This window comes from Enterobacter sp. 6722112 (assembly GCF_058661685.1).
In genome coordinates, this window is sequence record NZ_JBZWGR010000007.1 from 4,051,054 (window position 1) to 4,071,075 (window position 20,022).

The 20,022-nt window shown below is 48.0% G+C and carries 14 protein-coding genes and 5 pseudogenes; 5 read left to right on the forward strand and 14 right to left on the reverse strand.

Annotated features, from left to right (window positions below; all coding sequences use genetic code 11):
* Window positions 1-53: 53 nt before the first annotated feature.
* The 6 genes and pseudogenes from AC4OVU_RS20950 to silC all read right to left on the reverse strand — a co-directional run.
* Window positions 54-353: pseudogene (locus AC4OVU_RS20950) on the reverse strand (YHS domain-containing protein); the annotation flags it as partial.
* A gap of 127 nt (window positions 354-480) precedes the next feature.
* Window positions 481-921: a DUF411 domain-containing protein gene (locus AC4OVU_RS20955; RefSeq protein ID WP_000720618.1), complete on the reverse strand. Its 441-nt coding sequence runs from the start codon at window positions 919-921 to the stop codon at window positions 481-483.
* A gap of 85 nt (window positions 922-1,006) precedes the next feature.
* Window positions 1,007-4,153 (reverse strand): Cu(+)/Ag(+) efflux RND transporter permease subunit SilA, encoded by a 3,147-nt coding sequence (gene silA, locus AC4OVU_RS20960; protein WP_110293178.1) that lies wholly within the window; start codon window positions 4,151-4,153, stop codon window positions 1,007-1,009.
* Between the two features lie 10 nt (window positions 4,154-4,163).
* Window positions 4,164-5,456, reverse strand: a complete 1,293-nt coding sequence (gene silB, locus AC4OVU_RS20965) for a Cu(+)/Ag(+) efflux RND transporter periplasmic adaptor subunit SilB (protein WP_001446341.1) — start codon at window positions 5,454-5,456, stop codon at window positions 4,164-4,166.
* 113 nt (window positions 5,457-5,569) lie between these two features.
* On the reverse strand, window positions 5,570-5,923 hold the full coding sequence (locus AC4OVU_RS20970; RefSeq protein WP_001246152.1) for a Cu(+)/Ag(+) efflux RND transporter periplasmic metallochaperone SilF: 354 nt from the start codon (window positions 5,921-5,923) through the stop codon (window positions 5,570-5,572).
* Window positions 5,924-5,950: 27 nt separating this feature from the next.
* On the reverse strand, window positions 5,951-7,336 hold the full coding sequence (gene silC / locus AC4OVU_RS20975) for a Cu(+)/Ag(+) efflux RND transporter outer membrane channel SilC (RefSeq protein ID WP_001507116.1): 1,386 nt from the start codon (window positions 7,334-7,336) through the stop codon (window positions 5,951-5,953).
* A 189-nt stretch (window positions 7,337-7,525) separates the two neighbouring features.
* Here silC and silR point away from each other — a divergent pair, with 189 nt between their 5' ends.
* The 4 genes from silR (at window position 7,526) to copM (ending at window position 10,854) form a co-directional block, all read left to right on the forward strand.
* Window positions 7,526-8,206 carry a copper/silver response regulator transcription factor SilR gene (gene silR / locus AC4OVU_RS20980; RefSeq protein WP_000697966.1) on the forward strand — a complete coding sequence of 227 codons (681 nt, stop codon included), beginning with the start codon at window positions 7,526-7,528 and terminating at the stop codon, window positions 8,204-8,206.
* Window positions 8,199-9,680 (forward strand): copper/silver sensor histidine kinase SilS, encoded by a 1,482-nt coding sequence (silS, locus tag AC4OVU_RS20985; RefSeq protein ID WP_000555733.1) that lies wholly within the window; start codon window positions 8,199-8,201, stop codon window positions 9,678-9,680. Before silR ends, silS begins: the two co-directional genes overlap by 8 nt.
* Window positions 9,681-9,924: 244 nt before the next feature.
* Entirely contained in the window at window positions 9,925-10,356 is a 432-nt protein-coding gene (gene silE / locus AC4OVU_RS20990; RefSeq protein WP_000790485.1) for a silver-binding protein SilE, read from the forward strand.
* A gap of 147 nt (window positions 10,357-10,503) precedes the next feature.
* Window positions 10,504-10,854: a CopM family metallochaperone gene (gene copM, locus AC4OVU_RS20995; protein ID WP_000647571.1), complete on the forward strand. Its 351-nt coding sequence runs from the start codon at window positions 10,504-10,506 to the stop codon at window positions 10,852-10,854.
* A 168-nt stretch (window positions 10,855-11,022) separates the two neighbouring features.
* Here the strand turns inward: copM and AC4OVU_RS21000 are convergent, their stop codons facing one another.
* The 5 genes and pseudogenes from AC4OVU_RS21000 to AC4OVU_RS21020 form a co-directional block, all read right to left on the reverse strand.
* Window positions 11,023-12,849, reverse strand: a complete 1,827-nt coding sequence (locus AC4OVU_RS21000) for an AAA family ATPase (protein WP_001239419.1) — start codon at window positions 12,847-12,849, stop codon at window positions 11,023-11,025.
* Window positions 12,850-13,412: 563 nt separating this feature from the next.
* On the reverse strand, window positions 13,413-13,712 hold the full coding sequence (locus tag AC4OVU_RS21005; protein WP_001097216.1) for a helix-turn-helix domain-containing protein: 300 nt from the start codon (window positions 13,710-13,712) through the stop codon (window positions 13,413-13,415).
* A 352-nt stretch (window positions 13,713-14,064) separates the two neighbouring features.
* Complete coding sequence (locus AC4OVU_RS21010; RefSeq protein ID WP_164525681.1) at window positions 14,065-14,991, reverse strand: hypothetical protein; 927 nt, start codon at window positions 14,989-14,991, stop codon at window positions 14,065-14,067.
* Between the two features lie 11 nt (window positions 14,992-15,002).
* Window positions 15,003-16,559 (reverse strand): TnsD family Tn7-like transposition protein, encoded by a 1,557-nt coding sequence (locus AC4OVU_RS21015; RefSeq protein WP_058661229.1) that lies wholly within the window; start codon window positions 16,557-16,559, stop codon window positions 15,003-15,005.
* A 40-nt stretch (window positions 16,560-16,599) separates the two neighbouring features.
* Window positions 16,600-16,863, reverse strand: a pseudogene (locus AC4OVU_RS21020) (ATP-binding protein); the annotation flags it as partial.
* Window positions 16,864-16,947: 84 nt separating this feature from the next.
* On the opposite strand from AC4OVU_RS21020, the gene AC4OVU_RS21025 reads away from it, so the two are divergent.
* Window positions 16,948-18,155 (forward strand): IS3 family transposase gene (locus AC4OVU_RS21025; RefSeq protein WP_089617520.1). Its coding sequence is split into 2 segments (ribosomal slippage): window positions 16,948-17,269 and window positions 17,269-18,155, totalling 1,209 coding nucleotides; the frame shifts between segments, so codons are not numbered across the junction.
* A gap of 33 nt (window positions 18,156-18,188) precedes the next feature.
* Here the strand turns inward: AC4OVU_RS21025 and AC4OVU_RS21030 are convergent.
* The 3 pseudogenes from AC4OVU_RS21030 to AC4OVU_RS21040 all read right to left on the reverse strand — a co-directional run.
* A pseudogene (locus AC4OVU_RS21030) lies at window positions 18,189-18,797 on the reverse strand (AAA family ATPase); the annotation flags it as partial.
* A 16-nt stretch (window positions 18,798-18,813) separates the two neighbouring features.
* Window positions 18,814-19,236, reverse strand: a pseudogene (locus AC4OVU_RS21035) (IS1-like element IS1X4 family transposase); the annotation flags it as partial.
* Window positions 19,237-19,315: 79 nt separating this feature from the next.
* Window positions 19,316-20,013: pseudogene (locus AC4OVU_RS21040) on the reverse strand (IS1 family transposase).
* Between the last annotated feature and the right edge of the window lie 9 nt (window positions 20,014-20,022).

Genomic DNA, 20,022 nt, shown 5'->3' on the forward strand with positions numbered 1-20,022 from the left:
CATTATCCTCTCAGGAATTTCAGGATCTGCCAGACGGTGCTGAGACGACGCTTACGTTTTATCTGATCAGGGATGACCTCGTGGTGATGGTGGTGATGGTGGTGATGGGAATGTTCACTGGCATCTTCTGTAAGATAATGATCGGGATGAGCTTTAAATTTGCTCTCACAGCTGGCGGAGCAGAAATAAAGCTGATGCTCCTGGTATCGAATGCTGCTGTGCGCCTTATCGGGCATGATTGTCATCCCGCACACGGGATCTCTCACCTTATGCAATACGTGACTCTCGTCCGGGGATAATGTCTGTTCAGAGGCAGTCTGGTTGTTGTGTTGCACTGCATTGTCATTTTTCACAGTAACTCTCCTTATGCAAACCTGAAGCGTCTTCTGTATTCAGGTTATGTCATGGATGCGATTACCACGAATGTCGCCGGCACAGGAGTGCCTGCTACCGGCGTCCCGTTATCAGCCGTTCCGCTGACTATTCGATTCGCTGGAAGATCTTTTTACTGCCCTCCGGAGAGAATGCGATAACATCGTAAGCCTCTTTACGGGCCCCCATCTCCATTCCCGGGCTTCCCGCAGGCATACCGGGGGTGGCAAGGCCATAAATCCCTGAACCAGACTGCATTGCCTTATGTATCGTTGTGGCAGGCACATGACCTTCAATGATCAAATTACCAGTAACTGCGGTATGACAGCTTCTCAGCTCAGCAGGAACAGCATATTTTTCTTTCAGGGCTGACAGAGCCTGATCATTCATGACGTGGGTCCGTACCTCAAACCCGTCCTTTTCCATCGCCTTGCCCCACAGGGAACAGCAACCACAGTTTTCAGACTTGTACATGTCTATTACTTTTTCACCTGCCATTGCCGGAAGTGAAAGGCCAAAAGCCAGGGCCATTAAAATTATTTTTTTCATACTCACCTCTGTATGTTATCGATGTAAACCCTGACGTCAGGGTGAATTTATGCAAAAGGACACCCGCAGGGGTGTCCTTTCAGGGTTATGACACGCTCTTTTTATGTCTGCGCAGCCAGATGAGTTTATAGGCGGCAGGAATAATGAACAGAGACAGCAGCGGAGCTGTGATCATCCCGCCAATCATGGGGGCCGCAATACGGCTCATGACTTCTGAACCTGCGCCGGTTCCCCAGAGTATCGGCAGCAGACCCGCGATGATCACCGCCACGGTCATGGCTTTCGGCCGGACACGCAGCACGGCACCATGATAAAGGGCTTCATCAAGACCTTCCGGTGTGAACGTCTCTTTACGGGACAATTCCGGGTGCACTTCAATGGCATGACGCAGATACATCAGCATGACCACGCCAAACTCTGCTGCCACCCCGGCCAGGGCGATAAACCCGGTTCCGGTCGCCACTGACATATGGAAGCCCTGCCAGTACAGGAACCATATTCCGCCAACCAGGGCGAACGGCAGGCTCATCAGGATCAGCAGGGCTTCGTCAACCCGGCGGAATGCCAGATACAACAGGATGAAAATGATCATCACCGTCATCGGCACCATCAGCTTCAGTTTCTTGTTGGCATGCTCAAGCAGTTCAAACTGTCCGGAGAATGCCACACTGGTTCCCGGTCTCAGTTTCACTTTCTCGCTGATGGCCGTCTTAATGTCGTTAACCACCGACACCATGTCCCTGCCGCGGGCATCAACATAAATCCAGCTGGCTGGCCGGGCATTTTCGGTTTTCAGCATGGTTGGTCCAGAAACGACGTTAATATCCGCGACATCGCCCAGCGTGATCTGCTGCTTCATCGGGGTCAGGATCGGCATCTGTTTCAGCGCCTGCGGACTGTTCCGGTAATCCTGCGGGTAGCGAATGTTAATAGGGTACCGGGCCACCCCTTCAACTGTCTCACCCACCATAGCACCTCCGATTGCTGAAGAGACGAACAGCTGGACATCACCTACCGTCATCCCGTAGCGGGAGGCTTTCTCCCGGTTGATATCGATATCGATGTAGCGCCCGCCCTCAAGTCGCTCAGCCAGGACAGACACCACGCCAGGCACGGTTTTGGCTACCGCCTCGATACTCTGCGCCGTCGCGTCGATATCGGACAGAACAGTCCCGGACACTTTGATACCTATCGGGCTTTTGATCCCGGTTGAGAGCATATCAATACGGTTACGGATAGGCGGCACCCAGAGGTTTGCCAGACCCGGTAAACGGACTGTCCTGTCGAGTTCATCAATAATCTTGTCAATTGTCATGCCGGGACGCCACTGATCCTCAGGTTTGAGCTGGATCGTGGTTTCCACCATTTCGAGCGGCGCGGAATCCGTTGCGGTCTCTGCTTTACCGGTCTTGCCAAATACAGAAGCCACTTCAGGAACGCTTTTGATTAACTTGTCTGTTGTCTGCAGGAGCGCTGCAGCTTCTGCCGGAGAGACGCCAGGCAAGGTCGACGGCATATACAGCAGATCGCCCTCGTTAATCTTCGGCAGAAATTCACCGCCCACCTGACTCAGTGGCCAGATAACCGTGAAAATGGACAAGGCCGCAACCAGCAGGGTTGTTTTTGGCCAGTGGAGGACCCGCAGCAGCAAAGGATGATACGCTTTGATCAGCACCCGGTTCAGGGGGTTACTGGTCTCTGCAGGAATTTTCCCCCGGATCCAGAATCCCATCAGAATAGGAATGACGATGATGGCCAGTGCGGCCGCTCCCGCCATGGAGTACGTTTTCGTGAATGCCAGCGGGCCAAACAGACGACCTTCCTGCCCTTCCAGGGTAAAGATAGGAATAAAGGACAGGGTGATGATCAGCAGGCTAATGAACAACGCGGGTCCCACTTCCACGGAGGCGTCGGTAATCACCTTCCAGCGGGTGGCGTTGTCAATCTGCTCACCCGGATGCTGATGATCCCACTCCTCAAGCCGTTTGTGCGCATTTTCAATCATCACAATGGCGGCATCCACCATCGCACCGACGGCAATCGCTATCCCTCCCAGCGACATGATATTGGCGTTCAGTCCCTGGAAGTGCATGACGATAAAGGCGATACACAGGCCAAGCGGCAGAGAGATAATCGCCACCAGGGCAGAACGTACGTGCCACAGGAACAGAGCACAGACGATGGCCACCACGATAAACTCTTCCAGAAGTTTGGAACTGAGGTTATCAATCGCCCGGTCGATTAACTGGCTGCGATCGTAGGTGGTCACGATTTCAACGCCTTCCGGCAGGCTGGCCTTCAGCGTCTCCAGTTTATCCCTCACTGCCGTGATAACGTCGCGCGCATTTTTACCCGACCGCAGGATCACCACGCCGCCAGCGACTTCTCCCTGGCCGTTCAGCTCGGCAATACCACGCCTCATTTCGGGCCCGATCTGCACGCGGGCAACATCCCGCAGATAAACCGGCACGCCGTTCTCACCTGTTTTCAGGACGATGTTATTAAAATCATCAATGCTCTGAAGATAACCGCTGGCACGGACCATATACTCCGCTTCGGCCATTTCAACGGATGAACCACCGGCCTCCTGGTTAGACGATTCAAGAGCCTGTTTCACTTCGGGCAGGCTGATCCCATACTGGGACAGTTTTACCGGATTGACCTGAATCTGGTACTGCTTCACCACGCCACCAACCGAGGCTACCTCAGCCACGTTCGGGATGGTCTTCAGTTCAAATTTCAGAAACCAGTCCTGCAAAGAACGCAGTTCTGAAAGGTCGTGTTTTCCGCTGCGATCGACCAGGGCATATTCAAATATCCAGCCCACTCCCGTGGCGTCCGGACCGATTTCAGAGCTCACACCCGCAGGCAGTTTGCCCTGAACCTGATTCAGGTATTCCAGCACGCGCGAACGGGCCCAGTACAGATCGGTCCCGTCTTCAAAAATGACATACACATACGAATCACCGAACTGTGAAAAGCCACGCACGGTTTTTGCGCCAGGTACGGACAGCATGGTGGTGGTAAGCGGATAGGTGACCTGGTTTTCTACAATCTGCGGAGCCTGTCCGGGATAGCTGGTTTTAATAATGACCTGCACATCTGACAGGTCAGGCAGCGCATCGACCGGCGTGTTAATTATCGTCCATGTGCCCCAGATGCTGAGAAACAGTGCGCCCATCATGACCAGGAAACGGTTGGCGACAGAGCGCCGGATAATCCATTCAATCATCGTCGTCTCCTCAGTGCCCTGAATGCATATTTACAGGCTGCTCAGACATTGCTGGCATACTGTTTTCTGTTTTTTCAGGGTGGCGCATACGTTCCAGCGCGCCCGTAATATTGGCTTCGGAGTCAATGAGGAACAGGCCACTGACCACCACGGTATCGCCTTCATTAAGACCGGAGCCAATGCCGGACTGTTGCTGTGATTCATGCAGAACGTGGATCTGTTTCGGCACAAACTTGCCTTCATCATCAACAGTAATCACGCGCTGTTCTTTGCCGGTATCGATAACGGCCTGGCTTGGTATCAGCAGCATCTCCTGACTTTGGGTATTCAGTTTGAGATAGGCATTCATGCCCGGCTTGAGAAACTCATCCTTGTTAGTAACCTGGAGGCGGACCTGAAGCGTGCGGGTTGTCTGATCCACGCTGGGAAGAATGTTCCATTTTTCGACATGGAATGTTTTATCCGGATAAGCCGGTACCGAAATTTCAAACTGCGACGTATCTTTCAGCAGATAGGCGATAGATTCTGGCACTGCAGCGCTGATCCAGACCGGGTCCATCCCCTGAATCTGAGCCACCACCTTATCTTTGGAAATATTCATGCCGGTGCGCAGGTCAAATGCAGTAATGACACCATCAATAGGTGCTTTAATGGTAAAACGGGTCTGGATTGTGCGGGTTGAACGCAGCCTTTGAATATCCTCTTCCGGCATACCAGCCAGACGAAGTCGCTCCAGAACCCCTTTTATCTGGGTTGGCGTACCGCCTGTACCGGATAACAGCAGAAACTCACTTTGTGCCTCAACCCATTCAGGAATGGTGATATCGATAAGCGGAGTGCCTTTCTTCACATGATCGCCAATCGTCAGGGGATACACTTTTTCGACGAAACCGTCAGAACGCGCCTGCACAATGACAAACTGATATTCGTTGTAACTGACATTAGCCGGGATTGTCTGAGAATAATTCAGCATTCCTCGCGTGACTTTTTGCGTTTTTAATCCCAGATTCTGAACCTGAGTTGGATCGATACGGATCCCGCCACTGCTTTTATCGCCACTTTCATCAGCATATTTCGGCACAAGGTCCATATCCATAAAAGGCGATTTTCCGGGTTTATCAAATTTGGTATCCGGTTTCATAGGGTCATACCAGAAAAGTACCTTTTTCTCCGGTGCCTTTTGTTCTGCTGGTACTGTTTTTTGTGATGAGTTTAAATACTGCCAGGCAGTAACCGATATCAGCCCCCCTGCTATGAGGCTGCTGATAATTATTGCAGCATATTTTATCTTTAAAGAAGCCATACAATTTCTCGCTGAAAAATCAAAACACCTGGCATATGCGCACGATTATTCATTCACAGTAATCCCATAATGAATGTTCAGGCGCACTGGATGTATTCGCTCCGGACTGTTAATCAGGATTGCGTAACGTTAATGCTTTTGAGTAAGGAGATATTGCCCTGCTGAATAAACGAGAAATCGACATGGTTGCCGGTTTTCAGGGCATTGATAGCGTCGTCTGCATTAACAAAAGTGAAGCGCATGGTCATTGCAGGCCAGCCCACCGCCGGGATTGCTTCGTGCGAAATGGTAATCTTTTTACTATTCATATCAATGTCTTTAACGATACCGGTGCCCTTGATAACCTGCTGTACCGAAGCATCACTGGCAGCATTCATATCGCCATGCTGATGTGTTTCAGCATGAAGACCGGCAGAAAACATGACAGAGAAGGCACCAAATAAAACGGCTTTAAGTGAATTACGCATTTTAATTTCCTGATTAATTGAATAAATTTACTCTACCCAACCGCCACCCAGCGCGGTAAACAGATTAATTTCGTTAACCTGTCGGGAATAGGTAAGATCGAGAATGGTTTGCTGCGTCGCGAAGAGGGAACGTTCTGCATCCAGCACTTCGATGTAACTGACAGCACCACTTGCATACAATCCTCTGGCACGCTGTAGAGTTATCTGAAGTGAATCAAGATAACGCTGCTGTGACTCAAGTTGCTGGCTAAGGCTGTCGCGCAGCGCAAGCGTGTCGGAAACATCCTTAAAGGCTGACTGAATTTTTTGTTCGTAATTAACCACGGACTGTTGCTGGCGAATTTCAGCCAGCTTCAGATTGGCTTTGTTCCTGCCAGCATTAAATATAGGAATTTCAATTTTAGGAATAAAATTCCACATTCCACTTCCTGACGTAAAGAGGCTGGACAGCTCCGTACTGCTTGAGGAGAGACCACTGGTCAGGGTAATGGACGGGAAAAAAGCCGCTCGCGCTGCGCCAATATTGGCATCAGCCGCTTTCAACTGGTATTCCGCTTCCATAATATCCGGACGCTGCAGCAATATTTGTGACGACAGATTTGGTGGCAATTTTACTGGTGCGATCTCCCCACCTTTAATCCCTTTTTCTGACGGAACTGCGCGGTACGTTCCCAGCACCAGTTGCAGGGCATTGTTTGCCTGAGCCAGATCGCCTTCTCGTTTGGCTATTTCGGCGCGGGTACTTTCGATTTGCCCCCTGGCTTGTTCAAGCGCCAGAACGTTCGTACTCCCGGTCACCAGTTGTTGCTCAACGAATGCATAAGACTGTTCATAATTTTTCAGCGTTTCCCGCGCAATACGGAGTTGTTCGTACGCCAGTTGCTGGCTGAAATAGCTCTGTGAAACGTTGGAGACCAGCAGGATGTGTACGGCACGACGGGCTTCTTCGCTGGCAAAGTAGTTCTGGCGATCAGCCTCACTCATGTTCTTAAGTTTGCCAAAAAAATCGAGCTCATAGCTGAGCTCCAGACCCGCGTCGTACTCCTGTGTGGTCGGCTTGTCACCTTTCAGACCACCGTTGTATGTGATCCCGGATGAGGCATTCAGTTGGGGATAACGATCTGCATCCGTGACGTTGAACTGGGCCCGGGCCTCTTCAACCTTCAGGGCAGCCATTCTCAAATCACGGTTATTATTCAGGGCTTCACCGATCAGCCTGCTGACCTGGGGATCGACAAAAAAGTTTCGCCAGCCCGTATCCTGATAGCTGTTTACCGCAGGCGTCAGACTGTTTTTAGACAATGAAAACTGCTGGGGAACCGGAGCTGGCGGACGCTGATATTCAGGTGCCAGAGAAACACAACCAGCCAGGATGAATATGGTACTGATGCTGAGTAATTTTAATTTGAACATAACGCTTCTCGTACAGGCAGACCTGGTAAATGGTTCAAACGAAGTCCAGAGTATTGATAGGGATACTTTACCGAACGCTCTCTGTTTGCCGGGTGACAGGATAATGACAATGTTGTCATTTTTGCTGTAATCCGTTGATAACGATCGTGGGCGCAATAAAATGACATTAGCAGCCAGCCGGGGAGCATGATGAAAATATTAATCGTTGAAGACGAAATTAAAACAGGTGAATATCTCAGCAAGGGGCTGACAGAGGCGGGGTTCGTCGTGGATCACGCTGATAATGGTCTGACCGGATATCATCTTGCCATGACAGCCGAGTATGATTTAGCCATCCTGGATATCATGCTGCCTGATGTAAACGGCTGGGATATCATCCGTATGCTGCGCAGTGCCGGAAAGGGGATGCCGGTATTACTGCTGACGGCCCTTGGCACGATTGAACACAGGGTCAAAGGACTTGAGCTGGGTGCGGACGATTATCTGGTGAAGCCCTTTGCGTTTGCTGAACTGCTCGCCCGGGTAAGAACCCTCCTCAGGCGGGGAAACACGATGATCACGGAAAGCCAGCTTAAAGTGGCTGACCTCTCGGTTGATCTCGTATCCAGAAAAGTCAGCCGCGCCGGGAACCGCATTGTGCTCACCAGTAAAGAGTTCAGCTTGCTGGAATTCTTCATTCGCCATCAGGGAGAAGTTCTTCCCCGCTCCCTGATTGCCTCTCAGGTCTGGGACATGAATTTTGACAGCGACACTAACGCGATTGATGTCGCAGTAAAGCGACTCCGCGCTAAAATAGACAACGATTACGGGACAAAACTGATCCAGACAGTGCGGGGCGTGGGCTACATGCTGGAGATCCCGGATGCATAGCAAACCGTCCAGACGACCTTTCTCACTCGCTCTGCGGCTGACCTTTTTTATCAGCCTGTCCACAATACTGGCGTTTATCGCCTTCACCTGGTTTATGCTGCATTCTGTTGAAAAGCATTTTGCCGAGCAGGATGTCAGCGATCTGCAACAAATCAGCACCACACTGAGCCGTATACTCCAGTCCCCGGCAGATCCGGATGAAAAAAAAGTAAGCAAAATAAAGGAATCGATCGCCAGCTACCGCAACGTTGCCCTTTTGCTCCTCAATCCCCGGGGTGAGGTGCTGTACAGCTCTGCGCAGGGGGCAGCACTACGCCCGGCCGTGAATTCAGCCGATTTTAGCGAGCACAGCCGCGCACGGGATGTCTTTCTCTGGACGGTGGAGGATACTGCGAGAGCGATGGATACCGGGTCCGGAATGAAGATGGAAACGTACCGGATTATCGCCTCCTCTGGCCAGGCGACATTTCAGGGCAAACAGCAGAACTATGTCATGCTGACTGGCCTCTCCATTAATTTCCATCTCCATTACCTCGATGCGCTGAAAAAAAATCTGATTGCGATTGCCGTCGTGATAAGCCTGCTGATTGTTCTGATCATTCGCATTGCTGTCCGTCAGGGGCACCTGCCCCTTCGTAATGTCAGCAATGCCATTAAAAACATCACCTCCGAGAATCTTGATGCGCGGCTGGAACCGACACGCGTTCCCATTGAGCTGGAGCAGCTGGTTATCTCGTTCAATCATATGATTGGAAAGATTGAGGATGTTTTTACCCGCCAGGCCAATTTCTCTGCCGATATCGCGCACGAGATCAGAACACCCATCACCAATCTGGTGACGCAGACTGAAATCGCTCTGAGTCAGGATCGAACGCAGAAGGAACTTGAGGATGTCCTCTATTCCAGCCTTGAAGAGTATAACCGGATGACCAAAATGGTCAGCGACATGCTGTTCCTGGCACAGGCGGACAATAATCAGCTGATACCTGACAGGGTTCGGTTTGACCTCAGAGCAGAAGTCATGAAAGTCTTCGAGTTTTTCGAAGCCTGGGCCGAAGAACGCAATATTATGCTCAAATTTAACGGGATGCCCTGCCTGGTTGAGGGAGATCCACAAATGTTCAGAAGAGCGATCAATAATCTGTTATCCAACGCCCTGCGTTATACCCCAGAGGGACAGGCAATCACCGTCTCAATAAGAGAGCAGGAGAGCTTTTTTGACCTTGTGATTGAAAATCCGGGGAAACCAATCCCTGAAGAGCATTTATCAAGGTTGTTTGACCGTTTTTATCGGGTGGATCCGTCCAGACAACGAAAAGGAGAAGGCAGCGGCATCGGCCTTGCGATTGTGAAGTCAATCGTGGAAGCACATCACGGAAGAGTGCAGGTGGAATCGGACGTACACTCAACGCGTTTTATCTTATCCGTGCCCAGACTGGAGAAAATGATTCCGGACACCCAGTGCTGGGAATAAAGATTTAAATGACAAAGATGTCATTAGCCTGTCATGCAGCAAACAGAAGCCATTCGATATAATTAGTGCAACTTATCAGGAAGGCTGGATTGCTTTATCAATATCCGGCGTCAGTGGACGCCAGGAAATGAATATCCAGTCCCCTCCCGGAGAAATAAACACTTCCGAACCTGTTTCAGTTATGGAACTGAAAACACCGGTTGTACTCCCCCGGACATCACTAATTAAGAAATGGAGAGTTATCATGAAAAATATCGTATTAGCATCCTTGTTGGGCTTTGGCTTAATTTCTTCGGCCTGGGCCACTGAAACCGTGAATATCCATGAGCGGGTCAACAATGCACAGGCACCTGCTCACCAGATGCAGTCTGCTGCGGCTCCTGTCGGGATCCAGGGGACTGCACCTCGTATGGCCGGTATGGACCAGCATGAACAGGCCATTATTGCTCATGAAACCATGACGAACGGGTCGGCGGATGCGCACCAGAAAATGGTGGAAAGTCATCAGAGGATGATGGGAAGTCAGACCGTTTCCCCTACCGGGCCGTCGAAGTCATTAGCGGCAATGAATGAGCATGAAAGAGCTGCAGTTGCCCATGAATTTATGAATAACGGTCAGTCTGGCCCACATCAGGCCATGGCCGAAGCGCATCGTCGCATGCTCAGTGCAGGCTGACGGCGAGGGAAGTATCTGTGCTGTCCTTATTTCCTTGATAGATTTTTCCGTAACCGGATATATGGCAACATCTTTGCCCCCTACAGGGGGCATTTTTATCAGATTCTGCTACAGTTAACGGGCATCAACGCTAAAAGGATATTTTTTATGAAAGCCAGAAACACTTTATTTGCAGTATTGATGTTATCCCTGCCAGCGATTTCAGCAGAACATTCAGAAATGAAAATGACTGATATGTCTACCTCGGCTTCGTCACAGGAATATATGGCTGGCATGAAAGACATGCATGACAAAATGATGGCTGCCGTAAATGAGTCCGATCCCGACAAGGCTTTTGCGAAAGGCATGGTAGCGCACCATGAAGGGGCAATAGCAATGGCTGAGACCGAGCTCAAATACGGAAAAGATCCGAAAATGAGAAAGCTCGCGCAGGACATCATTAAAGCTCAAAAAGGTGAAATTGAGCAGATGAATAAATGGCTTGATAGTCAAAAGTAAACATTGTAGAAATGTCACGACAAGCGTGATTTTACATCGTTCCTGGGCGCGGGAGTCGGTTAATCTTTATATAATTCAAACCCGATTAATTGCGGGTTTTTACTACTCTGTACTCCGGTCCTTTGTTGAGGACCGGAATATATGCACCTGAGATGCTTATTTAATACATTATCTCGTCATGGATACAATGTCGCTCAGGATCTCAACCAGCTCGCTTCTCTCCTGCGTTCCGTCATGATAGGTTGATCTTGAGATGATTCTTTCTGATGTCATCTGAGGCCAGAATTTATCTAGTACATTATCGGGTTTCATTCCCACAGCCCGGCCGATTATTTTTTTAGCGTCACAGGTGTCCGTAAACGTGACGGCTACACCAGTAATTTCCTCGATAAGATCCGGGCACAGATAGTTTTCTATCTCACGTTTGCGCGTAGCGAAAAATACCTTACCGGCCTCCTCTACTTCTTTTTTACGCTTCTGGATGGACAGAACCTGTGCAGGGTCTCCCCCAATATCGGAGTCCAGAAATACGCACCAGGGAAGCCCCAGATCTTTGGCCAGATTCAATGTAACCCAGTGTTTGACGCTACCACACCCTCCTATGAGGACTGGCACTATTTTCACGTCCTCCAGAGAGGCTGGCAGCGCACCTGACTGTTTTAATGAACTGGCCGCATGCCTCAGGAAAGTAACATCCGACTTTCCCTCTACCAGAACAATCCCCTGCGCCCTTTCCATACCGGTCTCTGGCAGCACCCCCAGGCTTTCAGTGGCTTCCTTCAGCACTGCGTCATCCGGCATTTTTACTACGGGTTCACCCGCCTCATTTCGGGTAACATAACGTACGCCTTCGACAGGGATTAATCCGGCCAGCGCCGGGACATGGGTGGTGACGATAATCTGACGGTGCGGCTGGCCTGCCAGTGCCAGTAACGCTTTCATCAGCATCATCTGATAGTTCGGATGCTGTGACGTTTCAGGCTCCTCTATGGCATAAATCACATTTCTGGGCGTCCCCGCGACATTCTTTTCAGCCTCAGCCCGAAAAAAATTCAACAGGATAAGCCTCCTTATCCCGCTGCCGCGCTTATTGATGGGGATGCCATTTTCCCCGTCCAGGGTGAAATTGAAGGTCCACTTGGGTTTCTCCTTAAATCGTGGAGTCAGTTCACTGGCGAGTTCGGGGGCCATTTCACGTAATTTATCCAGCGTTCTCTGTGCGACATCCAGGACGCTGTCCTGAATCTCATTTTCCAGCGCTGTAATTTTGTCCTGCAGCGCAGCCTGAGCGTCTTTTACGGCCTGCTGTAAGGGGTTTTTAGCTTCGGAATCCCCGTCGCTGCTTTCCCTGTCGGCTTTGAAAATCGCATACGTGGGCAGCAAATCGAGGATCTTACCCCATAATGATTTTGTGTCGGTTCCGAACTCTTTATCGACATCCAGCATAATTTCCGAACAGGTATAGGGGGCTGCGGCTTCCCTGATGGCCTGACGCCATAACGATGCAGTGCGTTTATCCGCCACATTTTTTTCAACTTCTTTTCCCACCGCCTTGAGCTCAGAAATTTTCATGCCCAGTAAATTTCTCAGGGGCTCCTCATCCGGGTGGATGCAGCGGATGCAGGTCTGCTCCGGTTTTCCTGAGGTCGTTGCTTTAAACGTTTTGACGATTTCAAAATTGCCGTCCTCATTCAGCAGATGTTCTGAGGCGAGCGTGGTCTGCACCCTGTCGTCGATCATGATAAAATCGGGCAGGTCATCAAATTCACAGGCTATTTCAAAACGGCCGTCCCCTTCTCTTAGGCTGAAACAGTTCATGTCATTCTTGTCAGCCTTCATTCCTTCTGTTTCAAAAAAAATAGCCAGCGCTTCCAGAAGCGTTGATTTCCCAAAGTCATTACGACCGACAATACCCGTCATGCTTTCATCAATAATGATTTCAGTAGAGTTTCTGTAGCCTCTGAAGTTTTTCAGTTTTAATTTTCTGAGCCGCATATGAAGTCCTGTGTGTAAGAAAGCGTTTTGCTGCAACCTGAATACAAAATATATTTTCAAAGGCCTGCCAACAAGCAGGGATAACCGTTATTCAGAATATCTTAACGACATTTCGGGATTATGATCTGGTCGCGCTTTCAGAACTTTACTGCCCCTCAAAACACCGGAAACTAACTTGTGGTTGGTTACATGGCAAAGTTAAAACTCCAGAATCACGGGTAATGATTTCAATGCTTATTATATTTTTTGGAATTGACTCATGAGCTTTATAATTTAAATGATAATAATAACCATTCTTTTATGCGTAATATTTGCTACTGACACTGATGAATTTAAAAGAAGATAGATTTTCATTTACGGATTATTTCCTAAATTCATCGATAACGTGATCGACATAAAATTTTCACTGAAGAATGAAGAGATAATTTAAGGCCGAGCGAAATAGCTCAAAATGGTGTATTTAACATAACAGAAGAAATGAAAGGCTCTATCGCAACCTGATACTTCAGGCCGCTAAGGGGTTAATCTTGTTGAAGAAAAATTAGACCGGGAAGCGCCAGGCGTCACCATTTCTCCCGCCTGGCTGGAAGTGAAGAATAATTGTGCATAGCTCCGTATTCGGGCTTTGCATCTGACAATGGTTCCCTGGATGAAAGTACGATCTCCACTCCAAGGACGCTGAACACCCTAAACAAACGCTCAAAACCCGCACTTGCAGGGTTGGCCTCTAGTCGGGCATAAGTTTGCTGTGTTATACCCAAACGTTCAGAAACATCTTTTTGCGTCAGTCCATTGGCTTTGCGAAAGCCGATTAAAACAGGACGTAACTGATTCAAAGTCTTCAAAGCGTATTGAGTGTTCATAAGTGACCTTCCGTATCGACGGGTTAACAAGCATAACGCAGGGATTTACAGCATATAGGCTGTAATGCTCATTAACAGACTATAGGCTGTAATACGAATCTTGCCAAGATGCGGCATCTTTCAAATACAAGGCCGTATTGGGTAAGCAGTACACCGTTATATAGCACCCCTTGCCCCTTTGCTGGAGAGGGACCCACGTGATCGCAGGTCTTTTAGACGTTGTTGCTAACCGGCATCATACACAGGTGGTAACCCCCAGGGAAACTCTATGAGTGATAATTTATTCCTGCCCCAGTCAAAATATAAAACCTTATCTAACTAGCTTTCTTAGTATTTTATAAATGAAGTGAAATTAGCGAAGAAGTTTTACATTGTAAAGTGAGCAAAAATATTTACCATTCAACTGGCAAAATTTACAATCTACAGCCCTTAGCCTGAGAAAATGCACATTAACAGAATAATCATCAAGTCCGATAGAGGCATAACTTACGTCCTCAAAAATATCAGAAATAAATGAGTTGAAATTACAAAAATTAACTTCACTTAACATCTTGAACACCGCAGAAATATATCTATCATGCATTATCTTGACTTCGATAACCTTAGATAAACTTGAATGCGACTTACATTTGAAGAGATCAAAGAGAAAGTAAATCAGCATATTTTTATTGTCCGAAATCCATTTTAAAATTTTATTACGTGCACATGGTAATATATACACTGGATTTTTGAAAGGGTTTGAAACGTCAACCACAAGGGAACAATAACCATGAGGATTTATTCCACTTATAATTAAGTCACTAAGTCCTTTCACTGCATTCAAATAGTTATCAAAACAAACCTCATATAAACTGGTACTATGAACTGCACATTTAGATTCAAACAACCATCTATGACGCAGATAACCAATGCCTTTAGAGTGTATATCTTCAACAATACATTTGTGACAGTAACGAATGTTTGAGATGTTTACCAATGGATATGAATTAGTTATGTGAAAATTTTTCCGACAGGCATCTTCAACAGCGTTAAAATACCCGTAAACACCAGAAGATAACGACACTATATTGGAAGTTAGTATATAACCATTTCTAGTGGCAAGAATGTCATATATATCCTGCAAGCTATGCAATTTGTACATATCAATCAGTTCGAAACGAGGAAAGGCATCGTACCTTAGTGCGCCATGCTTTGATATTATGTTCCTGCAATTGGATAAGTTATACATTATCTGTGAACGCAGAAGAAAACTGTGCCACAATTCATTTTCGTAAACCATATAACTCCCTCTTATTTAATTAGTTCCATTTTTCTGAGAAGTATCATTGTCATTGGTAGTTTATCTCTGTATTTCAAAAGCCAGCCATGCCCTCCCAGTAAAGCATCTAGACTTGTAAGTGACATCGAGTACTGCCCCTGAGATAAAACATCATTTATTAATGATGATGAGATAATATCTCTCTCGCTCCAGTCTACTCTTTTATTTTTATAGCATCGTATTGTTTTAGGAAGACAGGAATTAAGCCAGTCACATTCATGTTTATTTAGCCAATAGAAACTTGCATAACAACTTTCTTTGACTAACTTTCGTGTTATAGAAACGGATTGATTATGTATAAATCTTAATATTTTCTGCTTATGACGCCGTCTTAAAGAATCTTTTTTACATTTTTTACGCCATGAGCATAAACCGTAACAAGATGAAATTACAGAGGATACAGCTCCTTCCGATAATGAGTTTTTCTCAGCTATGGATGCCAGACTAAACCCCCTTACAGCCATAGACTTGATAAGCAATTCAGTGAATATATTAATTTTTGTGTTTCGCTTAAACGCCCTCAGGTATTTTTTATAAATAAGTGTTTTAATGTAACATCTGCTGCGACTAAATTCCTTCCCAAGGTTGCTAACACTAGTATTATTTTCAACTATATGAAAACTGTATTTCTTATGACTTTTAAAGATTTCTTTCTTTTTATTAGTACGACTTCCTGCATACGTTGGCCAGCAAGTATTTAACAAACAATAACAAAGCAAAAGATGCTTTGTGGGATGCTGACAACATTTGTCTTTGAGTATAGGCTCCCAGTAATGATAATCAGTTAGGGATGTTGGTATAATTCCCGATGAACCCTCCCCAAATAACTGGCACTTAGCATAAACATGTGCGTAGAATACATTTTTCTTTAAATTTCCATCCAATGATAATAAATTCAACTTTTTAAGTACATCCATGTAATTGGGGTGTGTAATATCTTTTCTTCTGATTATATTTAGGGACTCATAACAAAACTTAGCAAAATCGAAGTCTATCTCATTGCTAAGTTGTTCTGTATACGAAACAGGAGGCATCAGTCCAATACGTATGTGCGGTGAAGAAGGGACATGGATGCTTTCAAGCGCTACCGGATGCCGATGGCAGGTTGTAACCCCATGAAGCTGATGCGCCAGATGCCAATAAGTAACACCATAATGAAAAGTATCTTCACGAGCGCAAACCGGGCAAAACTTCAATAGTGTGCGCTGCCCTAGTGAAAAATTACTAAGGCGGCACAATCGATTAAGCCTGGCAGGGGTCGTGTTGAAATCCATAATTTCATTACGACTGATTGGTAGTGCCCAGGCAAAAAGAGGGAGTAAAGTCTGTTCATGCCAGAGCTGATCTGCACTTTCGGATGTATGAAGAGAAATAGCCTTTAATCCTGAATTGAGAATTGGATGGACGTTCATATCAGGTTTGTTGAAAATGATCGTTAACAGAGAAGATGGGGACATACCGTACACGGTAGTTGTCCGACAAAACCGGCTGAACAAGGATTCATCAGGCAAAACAGGCAACATTCTCATTTCCCACACCTCTCTTTGACCGTTACGAACTGTTACCTCATTACAATTTATTAAGTGGATCTATATTTATAAGCCCGCAACGCTGAAGAGCATCGTAGGTATTTTTCTTTTCAGCTGTTCTGTTGATAACAAGATCGTGGTCAAGAGACAGTATTTTCTCGTCGAAATTGCGCAAAACCTCGTCTATTTTTCCTACGAATTCCTTGTGCTGTGGCCTGTCTATATCCCCAGGGATCAAAGACTTTAGGGACTTCTCTGCCATGATTTTAGCCGAAGCATCACCCTCATTAGATGCAGTGATGTAGCCCCCTGAAACACCGGACAGTAGCTGTATCTCCAGATAAGAGATAGGCTTGAATATATGTCTAACACTAACGCCAATTTTGAGATGACCGGGATCCTGTTAGGGCAAGAAGTCCGTAAACGTAAAACTCCTCAGGAGAAGATCGCCATTATCCAGCAGACGATGGAGCCGGGTATGAATGTCTCCCATGTCGCCCGCCTGCATGGTATCCAGCCCAGCCTGCTGTTTAAGTGGAAGAAGCAATATCAGGAAGGCAGCCTCACCGCCGTTGCGGCTGGAGAGGAAGTCGTTCCTGCTTCTGAGCTTACTGCTGCTCTGAAGCAGGTCCGGGAGCTTCAGCGCCTTCTGGGCAAGAAAACGATGGAAGTTGAGATCCTGAAAGAAGCCGTGGAGTACGGTCAGTCGCGAAAATGGATAGCGCACGCGCCCTTGTTGCCAAAGGACGGGGAATAGCCATGGTCAGCCGGACCATGGGCGTGTCGCGTGCGCAACTGTCACTGCGGATTAACCGTTCTGCCGACTGGCAGGACAGGCGCTGTAACCGGCGTAATGAAGAAGCAGACGCAGAAATACTGTCGGCTATCCTCAACATTATCAGCGATATGCCGAGTTATGGTTATCGACGCGTGTGGGGCATCCTGCGCAAGCAACGTCGCACAGAGGGACAGCCACCTGTGAATGCCAAACGGCTTTACAGGATAATGAGCGAGCATAACCTGTTGTTGTTGCATCACAAACCAGAGCGACCGAAGCGTGAACATAAGGGCAAGATAGCGGTGGCAGAAAGCGATATGCGCTGGTGTTCAGATGGCTTCGAGTTCGGCTGCGACAACGGCGAAAAACTGCGGGTAACGTTCGCGCTGGACTGCTGCGACCGTGAGGCCATAGACTGGGCAGCAAGCACGGGAGGCTATGACAGTTCGACCGTGCAGGATGTGATGCTGAGGTCGGTGGAAAAGCGCTTCGGCGACAGGTTGCCCGACACAGCGGTGCAGTGGCTGACGGATAACGGTTCAGCGTATACCGCGTATGAAACGCGGAGGTTCGCGAGAGAGCTGAATCTGGAGCCCTGCACAACAGCGGTGAGCAGCCCGCAGAGTAATGGCATGGCCGAACGGTTCGTGAAAACGATGAAAGAAGACTATATCGCGTTCATGCCAAAACCGGATGTGAGAACAGCACTGCGAAACCTTGCAGTAGCGTTCACGCATTACAATGAAAACCACCCGCACAGCGCGCTGGGATATCACTCCCCGAGGGAATACCGGCGGCAGCGGACATCGTTAACTTAAGATACAAAAGCTGTTCGGAGATGGAGGGTCAAGATCACCCTCATTAGATGCAGAGAGCCATTTAGCTTCCTCATCTTCAGTCGCGGCCCCCGGGAGTGGAGTATCCTTATATTCCTCCGTATGACTCACGAGTACCGGTACAGAGGCCGACAAGACTGCGCCAGTGATGATTTCATTGCCGCTACCGATAACCTTTAATTGTGCCCCCCGATAAATCATCTGAGCCAATCCAATATTGCCTTTAGATAAAATGAATAATTTTTCGTTTAACTCATCATTTAATGGAGTTTCAACATTTGTCCATTGTAATGGCCATAAATAATGAATAAACGATTGCCAGTCTTGTGAATCGTATCTAACATTCTTAATTTTCATGTAACCACCAGACTCTGCCCGCCTGGCAATTCTCATTTTCTTTGTCAGCGTCTCGTCAAAAGGATGATTTCCACAAAAAACCATAGATACCCCCATGGAATCTACAATTTCATGTAAAAAATCAATCAACTTACTCTCACCCCCGGTTCTTGAAAATTTAAGCCTCTGCATTTCATCAATAACAAGGATACCCAAAAATGATGATTTAATTCTTTGTGCAATCTGGCGAGCCAGAGCACCATTTCTAATCTCAGGTGTAGTTCGTTCAGGTAATGACTCCAACTTAATGATAGTGTTTTATGTTCAGATAATGCCCGATGACCTTGTCATGCAGCTCCACCGATTTTGAGAACGACAGTGACTTCCGTCCCAGCCTTGCCAGATGTTGTCTCAGATTCAGGTTATGTCGCTCAATGCGCTGAGTGTAACGCTTGCTGATAACGTGCAGCTTTCCCTTCAGGCGGGATTCATACAGCGGCCAGCCATCCGTCATCCATACCACGACCTCAAAGGCCGACAGCAGGCTCAGAAGACGCTCCAGTGTGGCCAGAGTGCGTTCACCGAAGACGTGCGCCACAACCGTCCTCCGTATCCTGTCATACGCGTAGAACAGCCAGCGCTGGCGCGATTTAGCCCCGACGTATCCCCACTGTTCGTCCATTTCCGCGCAGACGATGACGTCACTGCCCGGCTGTATGGGGTCGGTTCCGGCTGAGGGCGAAATGACACCCTAAGCGTTAGCTCTGTGTCGTTGCACGATGTCAGCGACGGGTAATGACTCCAACTTACTGATAGTGTTTTATGTTCAGATAATGCCCGATGACTTTGTCATGCAGCTCCACCGATTTTGAGAACGACAGTGACTTCCTGCCCAGCCTTGCCAGATGTTGCCTCAGATTCAGGTTATGCCGCTCAATGCGCTGCGTATATCGCTTGCTGATTACGTGCAGCTCTCCCTTCAGGCGTGATTCATAAAGCGGCCAGCCATCCGTCATCCATACCACGACCTCAAAGGCCGACAGCAGGCTCAGAAGACGCTCCAGTGTGGCCAGAGTGCGTTCACCGAAGACGTGGGCTACCACCACCCTGCGTATCCTGTCATACGCGTAAAACAGCCAGCGCTGACGTGATTTAGCACCGACCTAGCCCCACTGTTCGTCCATTTCAGCGCAGACAATCACATCACTGCCCGGCTGTATGCGCGAGGTTACCGACTGCGGCCTGAGTTTTTTAAGTGACGTAAAATCGTGTTGAGGCCAACGCCCATAATGCGGGCGGTTGCCCGGCATCCAACACCATTCATGGCCATATCAATGATTTTCTGGTGCGTACCGGGCTGAGAAGCGGCATAAGTGAAGGTGAGCTGCCATGTTTTACGGCAGTGAGAGCAGAGATAACGTTGATGCCCGGCAGTACTTTTGCCATTACGCATCACGCCTTCAGTAGCTGAACAGGAGGGACAGCTGATAGAAACAGAAGCCACTGGAGCACC